20 protein-coding genes are annotated in these 21683 nt (G+C 67.1%); 13 read left to right on the top strand and 7 right to left on the bottom strand.

Going from position 1 to position 21683, the window contains the following annotated elements:
• The first annotated feature begins 21 nt into the window (after positions 1–21).
• The 3 genes from acs (at position 22) to ltaE (ending at position 4091) form a co-directional block, all read left to right on the top strand.
• Positions 22–2001, top strand: coding sequence for an acetate--CoA ligase (gene acs / locus HV766_RS12810; RefSeq protein ID WP_054450671.1), 1980 nt, complete (start codon positions 22–24; stop codon positions 1999–2001).
• Positions 2002–2154: 153 nt separating this feature from the next.
• Positions 2155–3042 carry a DMT family transporter gene (locus tag HV766_RS12815; RefSeq protein WP_119450963.1) on the top strand — a complete coding sequence of 296 codons (888 nt, stop codon included), beginning with the start codon at positions 2155–2157 and terminating at the stop codon, positions 3040–3042.
• A 38-nt stretch (positions 3043–3080) separates the two neighbouring features.
• Entirely contained in the window at positions 3081–4091 is a 1011-nt protein-coding gene (gene ltaE / locus HV766_RS12820) for a low-specificity L-threonine aldolase (protein ID WP_175181243.1), read from the top strand.
• A gap of 13 nt (positions 4092–4104) precedes the next feature.
• Here the strand turns inward: ltaE and aptA are convergent, their stop codons facing one another.
• Positions 4105–5439, bottom strand: coding sequence for an omega-aminotransferase AptA (gene aptA, locus HV766_RS12825; protein ID WP_125472906.1), 1335 nt, complete (start codon positions 5437–5439; stop codon positions 4105–4107).
• Between the two features lie 159 nt (positions 5440–5598).
• On the bottom strand, positions 5599–6480 hold the full coding sequence (locus HV766_RS12830; RefSeq protein WP_054450677.1) for a GntR family transcriptional regulator: 882 nt from the start codon (positions 6478–6480) through the stop codon (positions 5599–5601).
• Positions 6481–6637: 157 nt separating this feature from the next.
• Between HV766_RS12830 and HV766_RS12835 the strand changes: the two genes are divergently transcribed.
• From HV766_RS12835 to HV766_RS12855, 5 genes are read left to right on the top strand one after another with little or no spacing between them, the layout of a single operon-like run.
• A complete protein-coding gene (locus HV766_RS12835) occupies positions 6638–7744 on the top strand; it encodes a C45 family autoproteolytic acyltransferase/hydrolase (protein ID WP_054450679.1) in 1107 nt (368 codons plus the stop codon).
• A gap of 50 nt (positions 7745–7794) precedes the next feature.
• Positions 7795–9366, top strand: coding sequence for an ABC transporter substrate-binding protein (locus HV766_RS12840; protein ID WP_054450680.1), 1572 nt, complete (start codon positions 7795–7797; stop codon positions 9364–9366).
• A 6-nt stretch (positions 9367–9372) separates the two neighbouring features.
• Positions 9373–10317, top strand: a complete 945-nt coding sequence (locus tag HV766_RS12845; protein WP_013392266.1) for an ABC transporter permease — start codon at positions 9373–9375, stop codon at positions 10315–10317.
• A 7-nt stretch (positions 10318–10324) separates the two neighbouring features.
• Complete coding sequence (locus HV766_RS12850; protein ID WP_054450682.1) at positions 10325–11146, top strand: ABC transporter permease; 822 nt, start codon at positions 10325–10327, stop codon at positions 11144–11146.
• Complete coding sequence (locus HV766_RS12855; RefSeq protein ID WP_175161939.1) at positions 11143–12918, top strand: ABC transporter ATP-binding protein; 1776 nt, start codon at positions 11143–11145, stop codon at positions 12916–12918. The genes HV766_RS12850 and HV766_RS12855 overlap by 4 nt, the downstream gene beginning before the upstream one ends.
• 9 nt (positions 12919–12927) lie before the next feature.
• Here the strand turns inward: HV766_RS12855 and HV766_RS12860 are convergent, their stop codons facing one another.
• The 4 genes from HV766_RS12860 to HV766_RS12875 all read right to left on the bottom strand — a co-directional run bounded on the left by HV766_RS12860 (position 12928) and on the right by HV766_RS12875 (position 17026).
• On the bottom strand, positions 12928–13272 hold the full coding sequence (locus HV766_RS12860) for an antibiotic biosynthesis monooxygenase family protein (protein WP_054450685.1): 345 nt from the start codon (positions 13270–13272) through the stop codon (positions 12928–12930).
• On the bottom strand, positions 13269–14372 hold the full coding sequence (locus HV766_RS12865; RefSeq protein WP_175161941.1) for a cytochrome P450 family protein: 1104 nt from the start codon (positions 14370–14372) through the stop codon (positions 13269–13271). The genes HV766_RS12860 and HV766_RS12865 overlap by 4 nt, the downstream gene beginning before the upstream one ends.
• 72 nt (positions 14373–14444) lie before the next feature.
• Positions 14445–15305, bottom strand: a complete 861-nt coding sequence (locus HV766_RS12870) for an NAD-dependent epimerase/dehydratase family protein (RefSeq protein ID WP_175181244.1) — start codon at positions 15303–15305, stop codon at positions 14445–14447.
• Positions 15306–15379: 74 nt separating this feature from the next.
• The gene (locus tag HV766_RS12875) at positions 15380–17026 is read right to left on the bottom strand and encodes an electron transfer flavoprotein-ubiquinone oxidoreductase (protein ID WP_054450691.1); all 1647 of its coding nucleotides are present in this window, start codon (positions 17024–17026) and stop codon (positions 15380–15382) included.
• A gap of 112 nt (positions 17027–17138) precedes the next feature.
• Here HV766_RS12875 and HV766_RS12880 point away from each other — a divergent pair, with 112 nt between their 5' ends.
• The 3 genes from HV766_RS12880 to HV766_RS12890 all read left to right on the top strand — a co-directional run bounded on the left by HV766_RS12880 (position 17139) and on the right by HV766_RS12890 (position 19137).
• Positions 17139–17588: an acyl-CoA thioesterase gene (locus tag HV766_RS12880; RefSeq protein ID WP_054450693.1), complete on the top strand. Its 450-nt coding sequence runs from the start codon at positions 17139–17141 to the stop codon at positions 17586–17588.
• 185 nt (positions 17589–17773) lie between these two features.
• Positions 17774–18472: a CoA transferase subunit A gene (locus HV766_RS12885; RefSeq protein ID WP_025137174.1), complete on the top strand. Its 699-nt coding sequence runs from the start codon at positions 17774–17776 to the stop codon at positions 18470–18472.
• An 11-nt stretch (positions 18473–18483) separates the two neighbouring features.
• Positions 18484–19137, top strand: coding sequence for a CoA transferase subunit B (locus tag HV766_RS12890; protein ID WP_054450695.1), 654 nt, complete (start codon positions 18484–18486; stop codon positions 19135–19137).
• Positions 19138–19180: 43 nt separating this feature from the next.
• Here HV766_RS12890 and HV766_RS12895 read toward each other — a convergent pair whose 3' ends face one another.
• Positions 19181–19639: a GNAT family N-acetyltransferase gene (locus tag HV766_RS12895; RefSeq protein WP_054450697.1), complete on the bottom strand. Its 459-nt coding sequence runs from the start codon at positions 19637–19639 to the stop codon at positions 19181–19183.
• A 190-nt stretch (positions 19640–19829) separates the two neighbouring features.
• Between HV766_RS12895 and HV766_RS12900 the strand changes: the two genes are divergently transcribed.
• Complete coding sequence (locus tag HV766_RS12900; RefSeq protein WP_054450699.1) at positions 19830–20705, top strand: MurR/RpiR family transcriptional regulator; 876 nt, start codon at positions 19830–19832, stop codon at positions 20703–20705.
• Positions 20702–21682, top strand: a complete 981-nt coding sequence (locus HV766_RS12905) for an isoaspartyl peptidase/L-asparaginase family protein (protein WP_054450701.1) — start codon at positions 20702–20704, stop codon at positions 21680–21682. Before HV766_RS12900 ends, HV766_RS12905 begins: the two co-directional genes overlap by 4 nt.
• The last annotated feature ends 1 nt before the right edge of the window (position 21683 follow it).

Consider the following 21683-nt stretch of genomic DNA (forward strand, 5'->3'; position numbering starts at 1 on the left):
TACCGATTGGAGACAAAGATCATGTCGAACGCTATTGAGTCCGTACTGGTGGAAACCCGGGTGTTCCCGCCGCCCGAGCGCGCAGCAGAAGGCGCCGCGATTCCCAGCATGGAGGCCTACAACGCGCTGTGCGCGCAGGTCGAAAACGATTTCGACGGATTCTGGGCCGGGCAGGCGCGCGACAACCTGCAGTGGACCAAGCCGTTCACGCAGGTCCTGGACGAATCGGACGCGCCGTTCTACCGCTGGTTCGGCGATGGCGAATTGAACGTGTCGGCCAACTGTCTGGACGTGCACCTGACCAACGGCAATGCCGACAAGACCGCCATCATCTTTGAAACCGACGACGGCAAGGTCAACAAGGTCAGCTACCGCGAACTGCTGGCGCGCGTCTGCCGCTTCGCCAACGGCATGAAGGCGCTGGGCTACAAGAAGGGCGACCGCGCCATCATCTACATGCCCATGTCGATCGAAGCCGTGGTGGCCATGCAGGCCTGCGCGCGCCTGGGCGTGACGCACTCGGTGGTGTTCGGCGGCTTCTCGGCCAAGAGCCTGCAGGAGCGCATCATGGACGTGGGCGCGTCCCTGGTCATCACCGCCGACGAGCAGGTGCGCGGCGGCAAGACCATCCCGCTCAAGCCCGCGGTCGAAGAAGCCTTCACCATGGGCGGCTGCGAGGCCGTGAGCAAGGTCATCGTGTACCGCCGCACCGGCGGCAAGGTGCAATGGAACGAAGGCCGCGACCTCTGGATGCACGACGTCGAAGCCGGGCAGCCCGACACCTGCGAACCCGTGCCGGTCAACGCCGAGCATCCGCTCTTCATCCTCTATACCTCCGGTTCCACCGGCAAGCCCAAGGGCGTGCAGCATTCCTCGGCGGGCTACCTGCTGTGGGCGCTGCTGACGGTGAAGTGGACCTTCGACGCCCGCAAGGACGACGTGTACTGGTGCACGGCCGACGTGGGCTGGGTCACCGGCCACACCTACATCACCTACGGTCCGCTGGCCGCCGGCCTGACGCAGGTGGTGTTCGAAGGCGTGCCGACCTATCCCAACGCCGGCCGCTTCTGGGACATGATCGCGCGCCACAAGGTCACCACCTTCTACACCGCGCCCACCGCGATCCGCTCGCTGATCAAGGCCGCCGAGGCCGCGCCCGAAGCGCATCCGCAGAACTACGACCTGGACAGCCTGCGCATCATCGGCACGGTGGGCGAGCCCATCAATCCCGAAGCCTGGATGTGGTACCACAAGAACATCGGCCGCGAACGTTGCCCCATCGTGGACACGTGGTGGCAGACCGAGACCGGCGGCCACATGATCACGCCGCTGCCTGGCGCCACGCCGACCAAGCCGGGTTCCTGCACCTTGCCGCTGCCGGGCATCGCCGCCGCCATCGTCGACGAGACCGGCGGCGACGTGGAGCAGGGCAATGGCGGCTTCCTGGTCATCAAGCGTCCGTGGCCCGCCATGATCCGCAACATCTGGGGTGACCCGGAGCGATTCAAGAAGAGCTACTTCCCCTCGGAACTGCGCGGCTACTACCTGGCCGGCGACGGCGCGCAGCGCGATGCCGACGGCTATTTCTGGATCATGGGCCGCATCGACGACGTGCTGAACGTGTCCGGCCACCGCCTGGGCACGATGGAAGTCGAGTCCGCGCTGGTGGCGCACGAACTGGTGGCGGAAGCCGCCGTGGTGGGCCGTCCGGACGACACGACGGGCGAAGCCGTGGTGGCCTTCGTGGTGCTCAAGCGTTCGCGTCCGGAAGGCGAAGAGGCGCAAGCCATCGCCAAGGTGCTGCGCGACTGGGTGGCCAAGGAAATCGGCCCCATCGCCAAGCCCAAGGACATCCGCTTCGGCGACAACCTGCCCAAGACCCGCTCGGGCAAGATCATGCGCCGCCTGTTGCGCGTGGTCGCCAAGGGCGAGGAAATCACGCAGGACGTTTCCACGCTGGAGAATCCGGCCATCCTGGATCAGTTGGCCAAGTCGCTGTGATCCTTCCCGTCCACTTGATGGACGGGAACGGCCCGCCTGCAGCCTCCGCGGGAGGCAAGGCAGGCGCATAATGTCATACGCCCGTATCGGAACCGCCGGTACGGGCGTATTTGCTTTTTCGCGCCCAGAATTTTTTCCCACGGAGCCGTGCCAGTGAGCCGCAGCAGTTTCGATCGAGCAGGGCTAGCCCTGATGTTCAGCACCATCCTGGTCTGGGCGGGCAGCTGGATCGCGATGAAACTGATCGTTCCCTACATCGGTCCCTTCGACTTCGTGGCGCTGCGCTACGTTTCGGGCGGCCTGGTGCTGTTCGCGCTGGCCATCGCGATGCGGCGGCCGCTGGCGATGCCGCCCTGGAAGCTGACATTGCTGATCGGTCTGACGCAGACGGCCGGATTCCAGGGTTTTGTACAGACGGCGCTGGTGTCGGGCGGCGTGGGCAAGGTCTCGCTCATGGCGTACACGATGCCGTTCTGGGTGATCCTCTTCGCGTGGTGGCTACTGGGCGAACGTCCCACGGCGCGGCATGGGGTGGGCATTGCGCTGGCCGCCATCGGGCTGGTCTGCTTCGTCGAACCCTGGAACGGCCTGGGCGATATCCGGCCCGTGTTGCTGGGGCTGGGCAGCGGCCTGTGCTGGGGCGTGGGCACCGTGCTGTCCAAGCGCATGTTCGAGCGGCACGCGCCCGATGTGATGACATTCACCGCCTGGCAGATGCTGCTGGGCGGACTGGTCATGACGCCGGTCGCCTTTCTGGTGCCGCAGATGCCGGCCCAGTGGGGCTGGCAGCTCTGGGCCGGCATGGCCTACATCGTGCTGATCGCGACCGCCGCGGGCTGGTTGTTGTGGCTGCTGGTGGTGCGACTGGTGCCGGCGTCGATCGCAGGCCTGTCCAGCCTGGGCGTGCCAGTCGTGGCCATGCTGTTCGCCTGGGCGCTGCTGTCCGAGCAGCCTACCGCGGCTGAGCTGGGCGGCATGGCGCTGATACTGGCCGGCATCTGGGTAGTGAGCCGCGCGGCGCCGGCGGCGCGCGCCGAATAAGCGCTTTCCATATTCCTTTTCCTATCCTGGGATTTTCCATGATCGATCTGCGTAGCGACACAGTCACCCGGCCATCCGCAGCCATGTTGCAGGCCATGGTCTGCGCGCCCCTGGGCGATGACGTGATGGGCGATGACCCGACCGTGATCCGCCTGCAGGAGGCGGTTGCCGAGCGCACGGGCAAGGCGGCCGGGCTGTTTTTCCCCTCTGGCACGCAAAGCAATCTGGGGGCTCTGATGGCCCATTGCGAGCGCGGCGACGAGTACCTGGTGGGCCAGCTTGCGCACACCTATAAGTACGAAGGGGGCGGGGCGGCCGTGCTGGGCAGCATCCAGCCGCAGCCCATAGAACATGCGGCGGACGGCTCCTTGCCGCTGGACAAGTTGACCGCGGCGCTCAAGCCCGAGGGCGACGCGCATTTCGCCCGCACCCGCTTGCTGGCGCTGGAGAATACTTTCCACGGAAAGCGGATTCCGGCCAGCTACGTGCAGGCCGCGACCGACTGGGCGCGCCAGCATGGCCTGGCGACGCATCTGGACGGCGCCCGCGTGTTCAACGCGGCCGTCGCCAGCGGCAAGCCGGTGGCGGACCTGTGCGCGCCTTTCGACACGGTGTCCATCTGTTTTTCCAAGGGCCTGGGCGCGCCCGTGGGATCGGTGCTGGTCGGCAGCGTCGAACTCATCGCCCGCGCCCGCCGCTGGCGCAAGATGCTGGGCGGCGGTTTGCGCCAGGCTGGCGTGCTGGCCGCGGCCTGCCTGTATGCGCTGGAGCACAACGTGGAGCGCCTGGCCGAAGACCACGAGAACGCCCGGCTGCTGGCAGAAGGGCTGCGCGCCATTCCGGGCGTAAAGGTATTGAGCCAGGACACCAACATGGTGTTCGCGGAATTCGAGCCCGCGCGCTGCGATGAACTCACCGCCAAGCTGGCGGCTGACGGTATCCAGATGCGGGCTGTGTATGGCGGCCCGACCCGCCTGGTCACGCACCTGGACGTGTCCGCCGTGGACGTGCGGCAGGTGGTCCAGGCGGTGGCCCGGCACCTGGCATAAGCGGGGCGGGCGCTCAGGCGTCCGCGCGCAGCACGTCCGACAAGACCGAGAACAATTCGTCGATCTGCGCGCGCTCGATGATGAGCGGGGGCGACAACAGCATGGTGTCGCCCGCCGAACGGATCAGGCAGCCGCGTTCCAGGCAGGCCTGGTGCACGGCGTACGCCCGCTGGCCGGGCTTGCCTTCCAGCGGTTCGAGTTCGATGGCGGCCAGGAGGCCGATGTTGCGGATGTCCACTACGTGCGGCAGTCCCTTCAGGCTGTGCGCCGCGTCTTCCCAATAGCGCCAGAGTTCGCGGCTGCGCTGGAACAGGCCTTCGCGGCGGCAGATGTCCAGGGTCGCGAGGCCGGCGGCGCAGGCCACGGGATGGCCGGAATAGGTGTAGCCATGCGACAGCTCGATGGCGCTGTCCGGCCCCTGCATGAACGCATCGTAGACATGCTGCTGCACCAGCGTGGCGCCCATGGGGATGGCGCCGTTGGTCAGCCCCTTGGCGCTGGTGATGATGTCGGGCGTGACGCCGAAGTGCGATGAGGCGAACGCGCCATCGATGCGGCCGAAGGCGCAGATCACTTCGTCGAAGATCAGCAGGATGCCGTGCGCGTCGCAGATCTGCCGCAGCTTCTGCAGATAGCCCTTGGGCGGCACCAGCACGCCGGTCGAGCCCGCCACGGGTTCCACGATGACGGCTGCGATGGTGGAGGCGTCATGCAGCGCGACGATGCGCTCCAGCGTATCGGCCAGGTGGGCGCCCCAGTCCGGCTGGCCGCGCGTGTAGGCCATCTGGCTGCGGTCATAGGTGTGCGGCAGGTGGTCCACGTAGGGCAGCAGATTGCCGAAAGGCTTGCGGTGGCCGGCGATGCCCGACACCGACAGGCCGCCGAACCCCACCCCGTGGTACGAGCGCTCGCGCCCGATCAGGCGCACGCGCTGGCCCTGTCCGCGCGCGCGGTGATAGCCCAGCGCGATCTTCAGCGCGGTGTCCACCGCTTCGGATCCGGAGTTCGAGAAAAACACGTTGGAGAATCCGGCGGGCGCTTCCTGGCGCAAGGACTCGGCCAGCTCGAAGGCCAGGGGATGGCTCATCTGGAACGACGGCGCGTAGTCCAGTTCATGGGCGGTGCGGGCGATGGCCTCGACGATTTCCGGGCGGCGGTGTCCGGCGTTCACGCACCACAGGCCCGCAATGCCGTCCAGCACGCGGCGTCCGTCCGGCCGGATGTAGTGCATGCCCTCGGCGGCGCTGAACAGCACGGGCGCGCGCTTGTAGCGGCGGTTCGCGGTGAAGGGCATCCAATAGGCTTCGGCGTTGATGGCGGGAGTGGGATGAGGCGCTGACGATGGCATGGGTGTTCCGGCGTGAAGAGATATTCGGGCTTTCTATTTTGTATTAATCAATTGATAAATACAATACAAGAAGACCCGAAGGTACGCCGCAACGCGGACGCCATGCGTGCCGAGGGCCCGCGACGGCGGACTGGCGGATGAATGAAAGCGGAGAGGGTGTCAGGACACTTGCAGCGAGGTCTTCAAGTGGCGCCGCATGAGCTGCGAAGCCCACTCCTGGTCGCCGGCCTCGAGCGCGTCGATGATCTGCAGGTGTTCGCTGCTGGAGTTGATGAAGCGCGCGTCGCGGTAGAACGCGGCATGCTCTTCCAGCCGGCGCAATTGGTTCTGCTGCTGCACCGCCTGCAGGATGTAGCGGTTGCCCGAGAAGCGGGCCAGCATTTCGTGGAACGAGGCGTTGAGATTGAAGAACTCGGTGGCCGAGATGTCGGCGTCGCTGCGCGCGGCCAGCGCTTCATGCGCGGCGCGCATGCGGGCCAGCGCCTCGCGGTCCAGGCGGAACGTGGGTTCCAGCAGGCCGGCGCATTCGATCGTCATGCGGAAGCGGTAGCTCTCGTTGAGCGCGTCGCGGTTTTCCAGCGACGGCGCGAATTGCCAGCCATGGCCCTTGCGCTTCTCGATCAGGCCGTCCGCGGAGAGCTGCAACAGGGTCTTGGTCAGCACGCTGCGCGGCGCTGGATAGCGCTGTTGCAGGTCGCGCTCGGTAAAGGTTTCCGGCAGCTCGCGCGAGGCGCGGTCATCGATCAGGCGCCGGTATAGCTCGTCCTGGGTGGGGCCGGCGCCCTCGATGGCGGGGGGCGCGGCCGCCGCGTGCGCCGCTACCGTGTAGCCGCTGTTGGGGCGGTGCGTGATGAGGCCCTGCGCGGCCAGCAGCTTCAGCGCGCCGCGCACGGGCGTGCGCGACACCTCGTAGCTCGCGGCCAACGTTTCCTCGGACAGGTGGTCGCCGGGCGCATGGCGCCGGGCCACGATGTCTTCCGCGATAAGGCGCGCCAGGTCGACTTGCAGCGGAGTGGGGCGGGCGGGAGCGGCGTTGGACATGAAGGATGGGCGCGAAGGGCGACGGAGTCGGAATGGTACCGGAGAGCTACGCGCGCAACGTTCGCGATAGTGGCCCCGGGGAAACCCTTGTATTGAACTTTTTCTTATATTAGTACAAAATTTGCCCGTCTTGAACCTTGCTCCGGAGCCTTGAGCCGTGACTTTGCCCACCCCCTTCCCCCTGGTCGATGTACAGGGCAGCCCATACGAGCGGGGCCGCCAGCATGGCGCCGCCGTCCCCGAGCGCGTGGCGCGCAGCGTGGCCCTCTACCGCGGGCAGCTGGAGCGGCGCGGCGTCGCCGCGGACCGCTTGAAGGAACTGGCCGCCGCCATGGTGCCGGTGGTGGGCGACTATGACGCGGCCTACCTGGAAGAGCTGCGCGGCATCGCCGACGGATCGGGCCAGGCGCTGGAGGATGTGGTGGTCATCAACTGCCGCACCGAAATGATGTTCGGCCATGCCGAGCTGGGCCGCGCCCGCAAGGGGCTGGACGATGGCTGCACCGGCCTGGTCGTGCTGCCCGAGGCCGCCGCCGGCGGCAAGCTCATGCATGCCCATAACTGGGACTGGCGCGAGGAATGCGTGGACACCGGCATCGTGCTGCGCATGCGCCGCGAAGACGGCCCCGACCTGCTGGTGTTCACGGAAGCCGGCAGCCTCGCGCGCCACGGTTTCAACAGCGCGGGCGTTTCCCTGTCCGGCAATTTCCTGTCTTGCGAACACGACTATCAGCGCCCCGCCGAGGTGCCGCTGGTGCTGGTGCGGCGCAAGATGCTGGAAGCCAGCAACATCTGCAACGCCATGAAGGTGCTGTGGGCCTCGCGCCGCTTTTGCTCCAACAACCTGATGCTGGCGCAGGCGCAGGGCGAGGCGGTCGACCTGGAATGCTCGCCCGACGAAATCTTCTGGATCACCCCCGAGGACGGCCTGCTGGTACATGCCAACCACTGGATTAGCCCGCCCGCGCGCGCCAAGCTGTTCGACAAAGGGCTGGCGGCCAATCCGGATTCGATCTACCGCCAGCGCCGTGTGCAGGACATGCTGGCGCGCGCCACGGGCGGCATCGACTGGGACACGGTCAAGCGCATCCTGGCCGACGACTTCGCCGCGCCCGACGGCGTGCTGCGTTCGCCCAAGCCGGCCAGTTTCGACAGCATCTCGGCTACGGTGGCCACCACCTTGATGGAGCCGGCCAGCGGCGTGATGTGGATCGCGCGCAAGCCCTACGAAGGACGCAACTTCGCGGAGTACCGGCTCTTCTGAGCCGGCCCCCAGACCCGTATGCGGCGAGCGCCGCGCCTGGAGTGATCCCTATGAATTCGCATGCTACGCGCGCCAAGAACGCGCTGCTGTTGTCCGCCGCGCTGGCCGCCGCCGTGGCCGCTCTGCCCGCCGCCGTGCGGGCGCAGGCCGCCGCGCCAGAAATCCGCTACGCCGAAGGGTCGGGCACGCCGACCACGCTGCCCGGCGGGCGGTCCCGCAACACTTCCACCGACAACGTGCTGGCGCACGTGGTGGAGTCCCTGGTGGCGCTGCGCGCCGACATGAGCGTGGCCCCCATGCTGGCCGACAGCTGGACGCTGTCCGACGACAAGCGCGCCTATACCTTCAAGCTGCGCCAGGGCGTCACCTTCCATGACGGCACGCCCATGACCTCGGCCGACGTCAAATGGACCTACGACTACCTCAACGGCGCCCAGTCCGAGTACTCCTGCAAGAACCTCTACGACGGCAGCAAGGGCGCCAAGGTCGTGGCGGTGGAGACGCCCGATCCGGCCACCGTGGTGTTCAGGCTGGAGCAGCCCTACGCGCTGTTCCTGGACCAGATGGCCAGCGTGCAGTGCCCGATGCCGGTGCTGAGCGCCAAGAGCGTCGACGCCGACGGCAAGTGGGCCAGGCCCATCGGCACCGGTCCTTACGTGCTGGCGGAATGGAAGAAGGAACAGTACCTGCTGCTGACGCCGTACGCCGGCTACAAGCCGCGCGAGGAAGCGCCCAGCGGCATGGCCGGCAAGAAAGTGGCGCGGGCCAATGTGCGCTTCGTGGTGATTCCGGATGCGGCCGCGCAGAAGGCGGCGCTCATGGCGGGGCAGGTCGACGCCTACAACGCGGACGAAGACAATCTGCCGGCCAAGGACCCGCGCTGGAACATCGTCACCGAGCAGGGCCTGGACACCGTCAACCTGCTGATGCAGACGCGCGCGCCCTTGCTGTCGGATGTGAACATGCGCCGCGCCATCGCGCTGGCGCTGGACTTTCCCGGCATCGCCAAGGCTTTGAATAACGGCCAGGCGGCCTATAACCCGTCCCTGGTGCCCGCGGCCAGCGTCTACTACTCCGAGGCCGACCGCGCCGGCTACGAGAAGAACCTGAAAGAGGTCAAGCGCCTGCTCGATGCCGCCGGCTACCGCGGCGAGCCCCTGAAGCTGCAGGCCAACAAGCGCTATCCCTACCTGTACCGCGTCGCGGTGGTGACGCAGCAGCTGTTGGGCAAGGCCGGCATCAAGGCCGAGCTGGACATGCTGGAATGGGGCACCCAGGTGACCAACTTCCGCGAAGGCAAGTTCCAGCTGATGGCATTCGCGTATTCCGCGCGCACGGAGCCGGCGCTGATGTTCCGCGACGTGATCGGCGATAAGTCCAAAACGCCCATGGCCCAGTGGGAAAGTCCGGAGGCCGCGGCCATCCTGGAAGGCATAGAAGCCGAATCCGATCCTGCCGTGCGTAAGCAGGCCTTCGACAAGCTGCATGCCCTGATGCTGCGCGACACGCCGCTGCTGATGTACTACAACAAGCCCGGCTATGTGGTCGTTTCCAGCAAGCTGCAGGGCTTTACCGGCTGGCCGCTGCGCAAGCCGCGTTTCTTCAACGTGACCAAGAACTGAGGCGCCGTGCTGGGCTATCTACTCAAGCGCATCGCGGCGTCGGTGCCCACCGTGATCGTCGTCACGGTGCTCGTGTTCGCGCTGATACGCGCGATCCCCGGGGATCCTGCGTCGCTGATGCTGGGCGATATCGACAACCCTGCGCTGCTGGCGGAAATGCGCCACGCGCTAGGGCTGGACCGTCCTGTAGGCGAGCAGTTCCTGATCTGGGTGGGCAACGCGCTGCAGGGCGACCTGGGCATGTCCATCGCGCGGCGCGAACCCGTGATGCATCTGGTGCTGACGCATTTTGCGGTGACGGCCCAGGTGGTGCTGACCGCCACGCTGCTGGCCTGCCTGGTGGCGGTGCCCGCCGGCATGGTGGCCGCCTGGCGCCAGAACCGCCGCGCCGACACCGCCATCGTGTCGACCTCGATCCTGTTCGTGTCCATGCCCAGCTTCTGGGTCGGCATCCTGCTGATCTGGCTGTTCGGCGTGAAGCTGAACTGGTTGCCGGTGTATGGCTTCGAATCCATCGCCCAGGGCGGACTGGGCGCTGCTCGGTATCTGGTGCTACCGGTCTGCGCCATCGTGCTGACGGAAATCGCGGCCATCACGCGCATGATGCGCGCCAGCACCATCGAGACGCTGCGGCTGGAATACGTGGCGCATGCGCGCGCCAAGGGCCTGCCGGAAAAGCGCGTCATGCTGCGCCATGTGCTGCCCAATTCGTTCGGCCCCACCTTGACGGTGATCGGCCTGATGCTGGGCCATCTGCTGTCGGGCGCCGCGGTGATCGAGACCGTGTTCACGCTGCCGGGCATCGGGCGGCTGCTGGTGGAAAGCATCTATGCGCGGGACTACCCCGTGGTGCAGGGCTGCCTGCTGTTCATCGCGCTCTTGTACGTGGCGGTCAACCTGGTGGTGGATCTGCTGTATCCGCTGTTCGACCCGCGCGTGAAGCTTCAATAGGATCATCATGGGCTTTAAACATACCAATGCCGTCCTGGGCGGCGCGCTGGTCGGGGGCGTCGTGCTGCTGGCCCTGGTCGGGCTGGTGTACACGCCGCACGATCCGCTGGAAGGCGATCTGCTGGCGCGCTTTTCGCCGCCGTCGGCGGAGTACTGGCTGGGCACCGATGAATTCGGCCGCGACGTGCTGTCGCGGCTGATGGCGGGCGCCGGGGTCAGCGTGGCGGTCAGCGTGTTTTCCGTGCTGCTGGCGCTGCTCCTGGGCACGACGATAGGCGTCACGGCCGGCTATGCGGGCGGCTGGGTCGATCGCGGCATCACCGTGCTGGTGGAATCGCTGATGGCGTTTCCGGGCCTCCTGCTCGCGCTCGGGATCATGACCGTGCTGGGGCCGTCCAAATGGGGCGTGGTGCTGGCGCTGGGCCTGGCGTATTCGCCGTCGGTGTCGCGCATCGCGCGCGGCGCGGCGCTGTCCCTGCGTCAGCGCGATTTCGTCATTGCCTCGCGCGCCACCGGCCATGGGGGCCTATGGACCGTGTTCCGCCACGTACTGCCCAACTGCCTGCCGCCGTTGCTGATCTTCGCGACCTCGATCTTCGGTTCCGCCCTGCTGGCGGAAAGCGCGCTGAGCTTCCTGGGCCTGGGCGTGCCGCCGCCGCTGGCCACCTGGGGCGGCATGCTGTCCGAAAGCCGCAACGCCATGGACCAGGCCATCTGGCTGGCGGTGTTTCCGGGCGCCATGATTTCGTTGAGCCTGCTGGGCATCAATCTGCTGGGCGATGCGGTGCGCGATCTGCTGGATCCGCGCATGCGGGGGGTGATGGCATGAGCGCTGCGCAACCCTTGCTGTCCGTGCGCGACCTGGAGATCCGCTTTCCGGGCAAGCGCGACGCCGCGCCGGTGGTGAACCGGGTGTCATTCGATCTGCACGCAGGCGAATCGCTGTCCATCGTCGGTGAGTCCGGCAGCGGCAAGACGCTGATCGGCAAGACGCTGCTGGGCCTGTTGCCCGATTCGGCGCGCATCACCGGCGGACAGGCGCTGTTCGAAGGCCAGGACCTGTTGCAGCAGGCGCCGCGCGACTGGCTGGCGAAGCGCGGCACCGGCATCGGCATGGTGTTCCAGGAGCCGATGGTGTCGCTCAACCCGGCGTTCCGCGTGGGCGAACAACTGATCGAGGCGCTGGTTCTGCGCCGTGGCATGGCGCGCCGCGAGGCCTGGGACGAAGCCGTCCGGATGCTGGAGCGGGTGCGCGTGCGCGACGCGCAGGATTGCATGAAGCGCTATCCGCATGAATTCTCCGGCGGCATGCGCCAGCGCATTCTGCTGGCGGGCGTGATGCTGCTCAAGCCGCGCCTCCTGATCGCGGACGAACCCACCACCGCGCTGGACTGCGTGGTGCAGAAGGAAGTGCTGGACCTGATGTGCGAACTGACGCGCGAGCAGGGCACGGCGCTGATCTTCATCAGCCACAACCTGGCGCTGGTGGCCGCGTACACGCAGCGCGTGCTGGTGATGTGCCGCGGCCGGGCGGTCGAGACCGGGCCGGTGGCCGAGGTGCTGTCGCGGCCGGCGGATCCGTACACGCTCAGCCTGCTGGACGCGTTGCCCAAGCGCGGTCCGGCCCGGCCTGCCGTCGAAGCGGCGCCCATCCTGCAGGTGGACGGATTGGCGATCGACTACTCGGTCCGCGAGGGCTGGTTCCGCAAGCGCGCGGTGCGCGCCGTGCACCGCGCGACGTTCGCGGTGGCGCCGGGGGAAACGCTGGCCATCGTCGGCGAATCGGGCAGCGGCAAGACCACGGTCATGATGTCCATCCTGGGACTGGTGCCGCAGGCGCAGGGGCGCATCGAACTGGACGGCCAGGCCTTGCCCGCGGGCGGTTCGGGGCAGTCGTGGCAGGCGGCGCGCCGGCGGGTGCAGATGGTGTTCCAGGATCCCTATTCATCGCTGGATCCGCGCATGACCATCGGCGACCTGGTGGGGGAGGGCCTGCGGCTGGAAGCCGGCATGACGGCGGACATCCGCCGCAAGCGCGTGGCCGACGCGTTGCGGGACGTGGGCCTGGGCGAGGACTACGCCGAGCGCTATGCGCACGAGCTGTCCGGCGGCCAGCGCCAGCGCGTGGCCATCGCGCGGGCGCTGGTGCTGCGGCCCGAGGTCATCATCGCGGACGAGCCAGTGTCGGCGCTGGACGTCACCGTGCAGAAGCAGGTGCTGGAGACTCTGATGTCGCTGCAGCGTTCACACGGCTTTGCCTGCCTGCTGATCTCGCATGACCTGGGCGTGGTCGAGCAGATCGCCGACCGCGTGGTGGTGATGTTGCGCGGCCATATCGTCGAAGAAGGCACGCGCGACGAAGTGTTCGACCGGCCCACGCATCCCTACACGCGCCGCCTGTTGCAGGCGGTGCCGGAACTGCGCGGCAACCGGACCGAGGGCTTTCGCGTGGAAGTGCGCGACCTGCCGGCGGGCCCGGGCCGCGACGAGGCCGATTACTTCGATCCCTCGTCCGCGCCGGGCCTGCCCGCAATGACGGCGGTACTCGAATCGGGCGCGACCCACCGGGTGGCGCTGGCGGCAGCCGCGGCCGGGGCCTGAGGTGGGGCCTCAGCCGTGCCGCTCGCGGCTGTCGACGGGCGCAGCGTCGCGCTGGTTCATGCCGTAGTCGCGCAGCACCTGCGCCACGCGCAGGCGGTAATTGGCGAAGACGCCGCCGCGCCCGGCTTCCTGGGCCCGGCGGTGCGACTCCAGCGTGCGCCAGCGCTGGACCGCCGCTTCATCGCGCCAGAACGACAGCGACAGCAGCTTGCCCGGATCGCTCAGGCTCTGGAAACGTTCGACCGAGATGAAGCCATCAATGGCCTTCAGCTCGTCGATCAGGCTGGCGGCGATGTGCAGATAGGGATCGGGGTTGCCGTGGGCGGGTTCGACTTCGAATATCACTGCGATCATGGTGCTTGTTCCTCGGAAAAATCAAACTGCGGCACGCGCGCGTTGGGCAGCGGCCGGTAACGGAAACGGGCCGCCAGCGCCGCGGCATCCAGGCCTGCGCGCAGCAGGCGAGTGAGCGCGCCCGCCGCATGCAGGCGGGCCGGAAGGCGGCCCGGGCAGGCATGCCCGAAAGCGCCGAAAGTCCAGTGCGCCTCGGGTTGCACCGTGGCAGCCGCGGCCAGCACCAGCAGCACGGTCTGGCCGGCTTCGATGCGCAAGCCGCAGACGTCCATGCCCGCGGCGAGAAAGCGCCGCGTGTTGTGCAACGGCGGGTCGCTGCGTTCCACGTCGTCCACCAGTGCCAGCGCCGCAGCGTCCGTGAGATCCGCGCGCAGGCCGCGCCGTCCGGCCAGGACGATGGCGTTGCCCAGCAGGCCGGCGCCCGCCTCGCAGGACTGGAACAGCAGGCCGGCCAGGTTGGCGGCCAGCACCGCGGGCGCTATCTCCGCCCGCGCGCCGTCTTCGCGCAGCCGGCGCAGGGCCGGCGCGGCGTCGGGGGCTTGCAGATGCGATTCCAGGCGTGTCTGCAGGCGCTGCGCTGCGGCGTGTCCCGCTTCGATGCGATCCGCCGCTGCGGCGGCGGGCAGCGCGGACAGGAACGCCGCAATATCGGCGGCGCAATCTGCATACAGGTCAGGCGGCAGCCCCAGGAAGGCGGCTTGCGCATGCACCGGCGCGGCGCTCAGGTAACGGTCGACGGCGGCGGCGTCCAGGGGGCCGGGATCGGGACACGCGGGCGTACAGGGCCGCGCCGATTGTTCGCGGAGGTAGGCGCTCAGCAGGGCCTTCACCTGCGTGTGCGTTGCGCTGTCGTTCATGCGCACGAAGCGGCCGAAGAGTTCGCCCGCCGGGCCTGGACACAGCGCCTTGGGCACGGGCTCCGCGGCCGGGCGCACGCGCGCGGCCGGATGCTGCATGATGGCCGCTATCGCGTCCGGATGGCTGGCCACCCACAGGTCCAGCGCCGCCTCGCGATACAGCGGCCGCTCGCGCGCCAGCGCGGCGTAGTACGGGTAGGGGTCGGGGTGAGTGACCGCCTGCAGGGGATGGGCAGGATGCATGGCGATGGCCGGTAATGGATACGGCCGCCAGTATCCGCCAGCCTTGACGGCCACGATTCGATGCGCGGCGAACTATGCCTGCGGCGCGTCCGGGTTGCCTGCCGCCGCCAGCAGCGCGGCATAGCCGAGCCGCGAGTCCGGCCATTGCAGGGTGAAGCCGCTGGCACGCAGGCGGGCGTTGCTCAGCTTCTTGCTGCCGACGTTGGCCGGCGCCGGCGCCTCGCGCGGCGCGGGGGCGCCGATCAGCCTGGCAAGGTCGGCATAGAGCTCGTGCAGGGGCAGCGGCGTATCGTCGCAGCCTATGTAGACAGGCGCGACGTCGGGCAGCAGCGCCAGATGGACCACGGCCCCCGCCGCGTCGTCGATGTGGATGCGGTTGGCCCAGTGTTCGGGAGCGGTCGGCGCGCCTGCCGCGCCTTGGCGCAGGCGTTCGATCAAGTGCAGGCGTCCGGGGCCGTAGAGGCCCGCCAGGCGCAAGGCGGTCGAGGGCAGGCCGCGGGCCGCCAGCGCGGCTTCGGCCTCGAGCAGGATGCGGCCATTGACGCCCAGCGGCGCGGGCGGCGTGTCTTCGTCGACCCAGCCGCCTTCGTGTTCGCCGTAGACCGCGCTGGACGAGATGAACACGATGCGCTTGAGCTGTGTGGTGTCCAGCGCGTCCAGCACGTGTTTCAGGCCATCGACGAACACCGCGCGGTAGGCGGCGGCTTCGCGCGCGCCGGGCGCGGGCAGGTGGATGAGCCGCGTGACACCCGGGGGCAGGGCGGGCAGCCCGTCGGCGCGGGAGATGTCGCCCCGCAGCCAGCGGATGCCGGCCGCATCCCCGACCGGTGGATTGCGGCGCAGCGCGTAGACTTCGTCGCCGCGCGCCAGGAAACGCCGGGCCGCGCGCTGACCCAGGTCGCCGCAGCCGATAAGGAGTACGCGTTCGGTCATGGAGAGTTCTGCCTGTCGAAAAAAAAGCGCCCCGCGGGGCGCCTTCGGTGGCCGGGCGCGGGCGTCCGGTAGCGTTACATGCCGCTGTACACGGGCCCTTCGCCGCCTTGCGGGGCCACCCAGACGATGTTCTGGGTCGGGTCCTTGATGTCGCAGGTCTTGCAGTGCACGCAGTTCTGCGCGTTGATCTGCAGGCGGTCCTCGCCGTGGTCGTCCTTGACGAATTCGTACACGCCCGCCGGGCAGTAGCGCGATTCCGGGCCGCCATACTTGGCCAGGTTGACCTGCACTGGCACGGACGGATCCTTCAGCGTCAGGTGGACGGGTTCGTTCTCGTCATGGTTGGTGTTCGAGATGAACACCGAGCTGAGCTTGTCGAAGGTCAGTTTGCCGTCGGGCTTGGGGTAGTCGATGCGCGCGCATTGCGATGCGGGTTGCAGACAGGCGTGGTCGGGCTTGTTGTGGCGCAGGGTCCAGGGCATCTTGCCCTTGAGCAGCAGTTGTTCGACGCCGGTCATCACGGTGGCGATGGTGCGGCCCTTCTTGAACCACTGCTTGAAGTTGCGCGCCTTGTTCAGTTCCGCATGCAGCCAGGAAGACTCGAAGGCCGCGGGGTAGGCGGCCAGCTCGTCCTGGCGGCGGTCCGCGACCAGCGCGTCGAACGCGGCTTCGGCGGCCAGCTTGCCGGACTTGATGGCGGCGTGGCTGCCCTTGATGCGCGAGGCGTTGAGGAAACCGGCTTCGCAGCCGACCAGCACGCCGCCCGGGAAGGTCAGCTTGGGCAGGGCCAGCAGGCCGCCCGCGGTGATGGCGCGCGCGCCGTAGGCGATGCGCTTGCCGCCTTCAAAGGTGCCGCGGATGGCGGGGTGCGTCTTGTAGCGCTGGAATTCGTCGAACGGCGACAACCAGGGGTTGGCGTAGTCCAGGCCCACGATCATGCCCACCGCCACCAGGTTGTTGTCCAGGTGATAGAGGAAGGAGCCGCCGTAGGTGTCGGCGTCCAGCGGCCAGCCGGCGGTGTGGATCACCAGGCCGGGCTTGGATTGGGCCGGATCGACTTCCCACATTTCCTTGATGCCGATGCCGTAGGACTGAGGATTGCGGCCGTCGTCCAGCTTGTAGCGTTCGATCAGCTGGCGGCCCAGCTGGCCGCGCGCGCCTTCGGCGAACACGGTGTAGCGGGCGTGCAGCTCCATGCCGGGCTGGTAATGGTCGGTGTGCGAACCGTCGCGGGCCACGCCCATGTCGCCGGTGGCCACGCCGCGGACCGCGCCGTTTTCGTCGTACAGCACTTCCACGGCTGCGAAGCCCGGGAAGATGTCCACGCCCAGGGCCTCGGCCTGCTCGCCCATCCACTTCACGACATCGCCCAGACGGACGATGTAGTTGCCTTCGTTGTGGAAACAGGGCGGCAGCAGCCAGTTGGGCGTGGTGCGCGCGCCGGTCTCGGACAGGAACATGAACTTGTCATGCGTGACGGGCACGTTCAGGGGCGCGCCTTTTTCCTTCCAGTCGGGGATGAGCTCGGTCAGCGCCAGCGGGTCCATGACGGCGCCGGACAGGATGTGTGCACCCAGTTCCGCGCCCTTTTCAAGTACGCAGACGCCGATTTCCTGATTCTTCTCAGCGGCCAACTGCTTAAGACGGATAGCAGTGGCCAGGCCGGCGGGTCCACCGCCAACCACGACCACGTCATATTCCATCGACTCGCGTTCAGACATTGCAAAGCTCCCCGTATGTATTCCATATATGGCTGGAAGTATTATCGGCGATTGTATTGCAGGCGGAGGCCATGGTTGCCTTCGTATTTCTTTTAGCCATCAGGAGTAATTGGTGAACGCGGACAAAACCTCAGCGCGGATCCTGGCCGTGGGAGATATTCATCAAGTCGAACTGCCTTTGCGGTGGGGCGACTCGGACGCTCTGAATCATCTGAACAATGCGATGTATTTCCGCCTCATGGAAGAGGCCCGGATACAGATACTCTATGGCGCGGGTTTCGCGCTCCCCGCAGATCAGGGGCTCATCCTGGCGCATGCCTCCTGCGATTTTCTGCGGCCGCTGACCTATCCCGCCAATGTGCTCGTGACGCACAAGCTCATGCGCATAGGCCGATCCAGCGCCGAATTCGAATTGCTGCTGGAGAAGGCGGGCGACGAAGGCGGTCCGTATGCCCGCGCGCGCAACGTGCTAGTCTGGATGGACTATGTGGTCAATGCGTCCGCCCCGTGGCCGCAAGAGGTGCTGTCCAAGCTGGGCGCCATGTTCAAGCCCGGGGCTTGAATCGGCGCCGGCCAAAATAGCGCGTGCGTTGGCCGGCCATGCCGGTAAAATCAGCGCAAAATCAAAAAAGCAATAAGGGCGCGCCACCCTAGGCGCCAGCCGCACAGGACTCCGTACGGTGTTGCTGGGACCGGCGTCGGCAGCCGCGCCCTCTTCAAGTTCGACCTTAACTAGGAGTTGGAGCGATGGACAAGGTTTTTGCAAGCGCCCAGGAGGCGCTGGCAGGCATCGTCAAGGACGGCCAGATGATTGCCGTGGGCGGTTTCGGCCTTTGCGGCATTCCCGAGGCACTGATCGCCGCGCTGCGCGATTCGGGCGTGAAGGATCTCACTTGCATCAGCAATAACGCGGGCGTCGACGGCTTCGGCCTGGGCCAGCTGCTCAATACGCGCCAGGTCCGCAAGATGATTGCGTCCTACGTGGGCGAGAACAAGGAATTCGAGCGCCAGTACCTGTCCGGCGAACTCGAGCTGGAGTTCACTCCCCAGGGCACGCTGGCCGAGAAGCTGCGCGCCGGCGGCGCCGGCATCCCGGCCTTCTTCACCCGCACCGGCGTGGGCACCATCGTCGCCGACGGCAAGGAAATCCGCGAGTTCGATGGCCAGCAGTACGTGATGGAGCGTTCGCTGGTGCCGGACGTGTCGCTGGTCAAGGCGCACATCGCCGACCGCAGCGGCAACCTGGTGTTCCGCAAGACCGCCCGCAACTTCAATCCGAACGTCGCCATGGCGGGCAAGTTCACGGTGGTCGAAGTCGAGGAAATCGTTGACACCGGCAGCCTGGATCCCGATCAGATCCATCTGCCCGGCATCTATGTGCATCGGATCGTGCTGAATGCCACGCCCGAAAAGCGCATCGAACAACGCACCACTCGCCCGGCCTAAGGAGAACAGACATGGCATGGTCCCGCGATGAAATGGCGGCACGCGCCGCGCGCGAGCTGCAAGACGGCTTTTATGTGAACCTGGGCATCGGCTTGCCGACCCTGGTGGCCAACCACGTGCCCAAGGGCATGGAAGTGTGGCTGCAATCCGAGAACGGCCTGCTGGGCATCGGCCCGTTCCCCACCGACGATGAGGTCGACGCCGACCTCATCAACGCAGGCAAGCAGACGGTCACGACCTTGCCCGGCTCCTCGATCTTCTCGTCGGCGGATTCGTTCGCGATGATCCGCGGCGGCAAGATCAACCTGGCCATTCTTGGCGCCATGCAGGTGTCCGAAAAGGGCGACCTGGCCAACTGGATGATTCCGGGCAAGATGGTCAAGGGCATGGGCGGCGCCATGGACCTGGTGGCGGGCGTGGGCCGCGTCGTGGTCCTGATGGAGCACGTGGCCAAGAAAAAGGACGGCACCGAGGACATCAAGCTGCTGTCCGAATGCAACCTGCCGCTGACGGGCGTGGGGGTGGTCGACCTGATCATCACCGACCTGGGCGTGATGGAAGTCACCGAAAACGGCCTCAAGCTGCTGGAAACGGCGCCGGGCGTGACGGTGGACGAGATCAAGTCCAAGACCCAGGCCAAGCTGGACGTGTCGGCAGTCAAGTAATCCTTGCGCCGCACCCATGAAAAACGCCCCTCCGGGGCGTTTTTTATGCCGTTTCGTCGAGCCGCATCCCCACATGCGGGATGCCGTCCTCGATGTACTCCTCGGTGACCTGCACGAAGCCGTGGCCGCCGTAGTAGTTGCGCAGTCGGGCCTGCGCGCCCAGGTACATGGCGCGGCCGGGCCAGCGCAGGCGTACTTCCTGCATCGCGTGGCGGATCAGCTCGTGGCCCAGGCCCTGGCCGCGGGTCCAGGGGGCGGTGATGACGCGTCCGATCTCGATCTGGCCGTCCTTCAGCGACGGATCCAGGATGCGGCAATAGGCGGCGAGCTTGCCGTCCTGCCAGGCCATCAGGTGCGAGGTCTGCCCGATCAGATCCTTGCCATCCATGTCCTGGAAGATGCAATTCTGTTCAATGACAAAGACTTCCGTGCGCAACCGCAGGATCGCGTAGATCTCGGTCACGGTCAGTTCCTGGTGCGGCTTGCAGATCCAATCGGGCATAGCGTCAATCCGGTGTGGCGGGGTGGGGGCCATTAGGGCGGGCCTTAGCGTACCTCAAACCGACCCCGTTTTATTCGATGCACTGTTACATGTTTTCACGGGTATACCCTTAGTATGAAAATCTATTTTCTTCTCTAAAATTTGTTTGTAAACAGATTTACATAAACTCCCGCTACATCTCTCCCCCTCGATGACCAAGGCCGCACTCACGATTGCTGACCGGATCGCCCGGGCCCAGCCCGCGCTGAGCCGTACTCAGCACAAGATGGCCGAGTACGTGCTGGCGCACCAGTTCCGCGCCGCCACCATGACCATCGATGAGTTCGCCGCGGCGGTGGGAGTGTCGGTGGCGACGGCCAACCGCTTCGCGCGCGCCCTGGACCTGCCGGGCTATCCGCAGTTCCGCGCCGAACTCGCGCGCGGCTTCGAGGCGGCGCTGGAGCCGGTGGAAAAGCTGCGCACAGAGCTGGCGCATTCCGCCAGCGCCGTGCAGATCTTCGCCGCTACGCTGGAAGAAGACATCCGCAATGCCCAGCGCAACCTGCAGTCGCTGGACGCCGCCGCCTGCGAGCAGGCAGTGGAGGCCATCCTGGCCGCCGACCGCGTTTTCATCATCGGTTTCGGCGCCAGCGGCTTCCTGGCCGGCCTCCTGCAGCGCGGCCTGTGCATGCATCTGCATTCCGTCGAATCGCTGGCCGGTCCCGGCGGCGTGTCGCACGCGGCGCGCCAGATGGCGCGCATGACGTCCAAGGACCTGGTGATCGCCATCGGCTTTCCCCGCTACCTGGCCGACACGGTGACGTTGGCCGGCGCCGCCAAGCAGGCCGGCGTGCCGGTGCTGGTGCTGACCGACAAGCCCACCTCGCCATTGGCGCCCACGGCTTCCGTCCTGCTGTATGCGTATTCCGCGCGCCAGCTGATTCCCAATTCCGAAACCGCTGCGCTGGGGCTGATCGAAGCCCTGTCGGCCGCGGTGGCCTATCGGGCCAAGAATTCCGTCGCGGCCGCCGCTGGGGTGACCCAGTCCGTGATGCCGTGGCTCATCCATGGAGTAGGTAAACGATGATTCAACCCGTGATTGCGATTCACGGTGGCGCCGGCGCGATGTCCCGCGCGGCCATGTCGCCCGAGAAAGAACAGGAGTACCTGAGCGCGCTGGAATCCATCCTGACCGCCGGCCAGGCCGTGCTGGCCCGTGGCGGCAGCGCCCTGGACGCCGTGACCGAAGCCGTCCGCCTGCTGGAAGACTGTCCGCTGTTCAACGCCGGCCATGGCGCCGTGTTCACCAGCGCCGCCACCCACGAACTGGACGCCGCCATCATGGACGGCGCCACGCTGCGCTCGGGCGCGATCGCCGGCGTGCACCGCGTGCGCAACCCGATCTTCGCCGCGCGCAAGGTCATGGAAAACAGCAAGCACGTGTTCTTCGTGGGCGAGGGCGCCGAAGCCTTCGCCAAGGAAGAAGGCGTGGAACTGGTCGATCCCTCCTACTTCTCCACCGAAGCCCGCCGCGAACAGCTGCTGCGCGTGCAGCGCGAAACGCCGGAAGCGGCGGTGCTGGACCATGACGGCCAGGCGCTGGTCGCGCGCGGCCAGCCCGCACCGGCCGATCCGCTGGACTCGGACAAGAAGTTCGGCACCGTGGGCGCGGTGGCGGTGGACGCCCAGGGCAACCTGGCCGCGGCCACTTCGACCGGCGGCATCACCAACAAGCAGGTCGGCCGCGTGGGCGACGCGCCGCTGATCGGCGCCGGCACCTATGCCAGCAACAAGACCTGCGCGGTGTCCACCACGGGCACCGGCGAAATGTTCATCCGCATGGTCGCCGCCTATGACGTGGCGGCGCAGATGGAATATTGCGGCGCGTCGCTGGAAGCGGCCGCCGACCGCGTCGTGCATGAAAAGCTGCCCACCATCGATGGCAAGGGCGGCCTGGTGGCCGTCGACGCCCAGGGCAATGTGGCCTTGCCGTTCAACACGGAAGGCATGTATCGGGGTTACGCCCGCGTCGGCGAGAAGCCGGTCACCGCTATCTACCGATAAG

This window comes from Achromobacter aegrifaciens, from assembly GCF_902859735.1.
In the GTDB taxonomy this organism is placed as follows: domain Bacteria; phylum Pseudomonadota; class Gammaproteobacteria; order Burkholderiales; family Burkholderiaceae_B; genus Achromobacter; species Achromobacter aegrifaciens.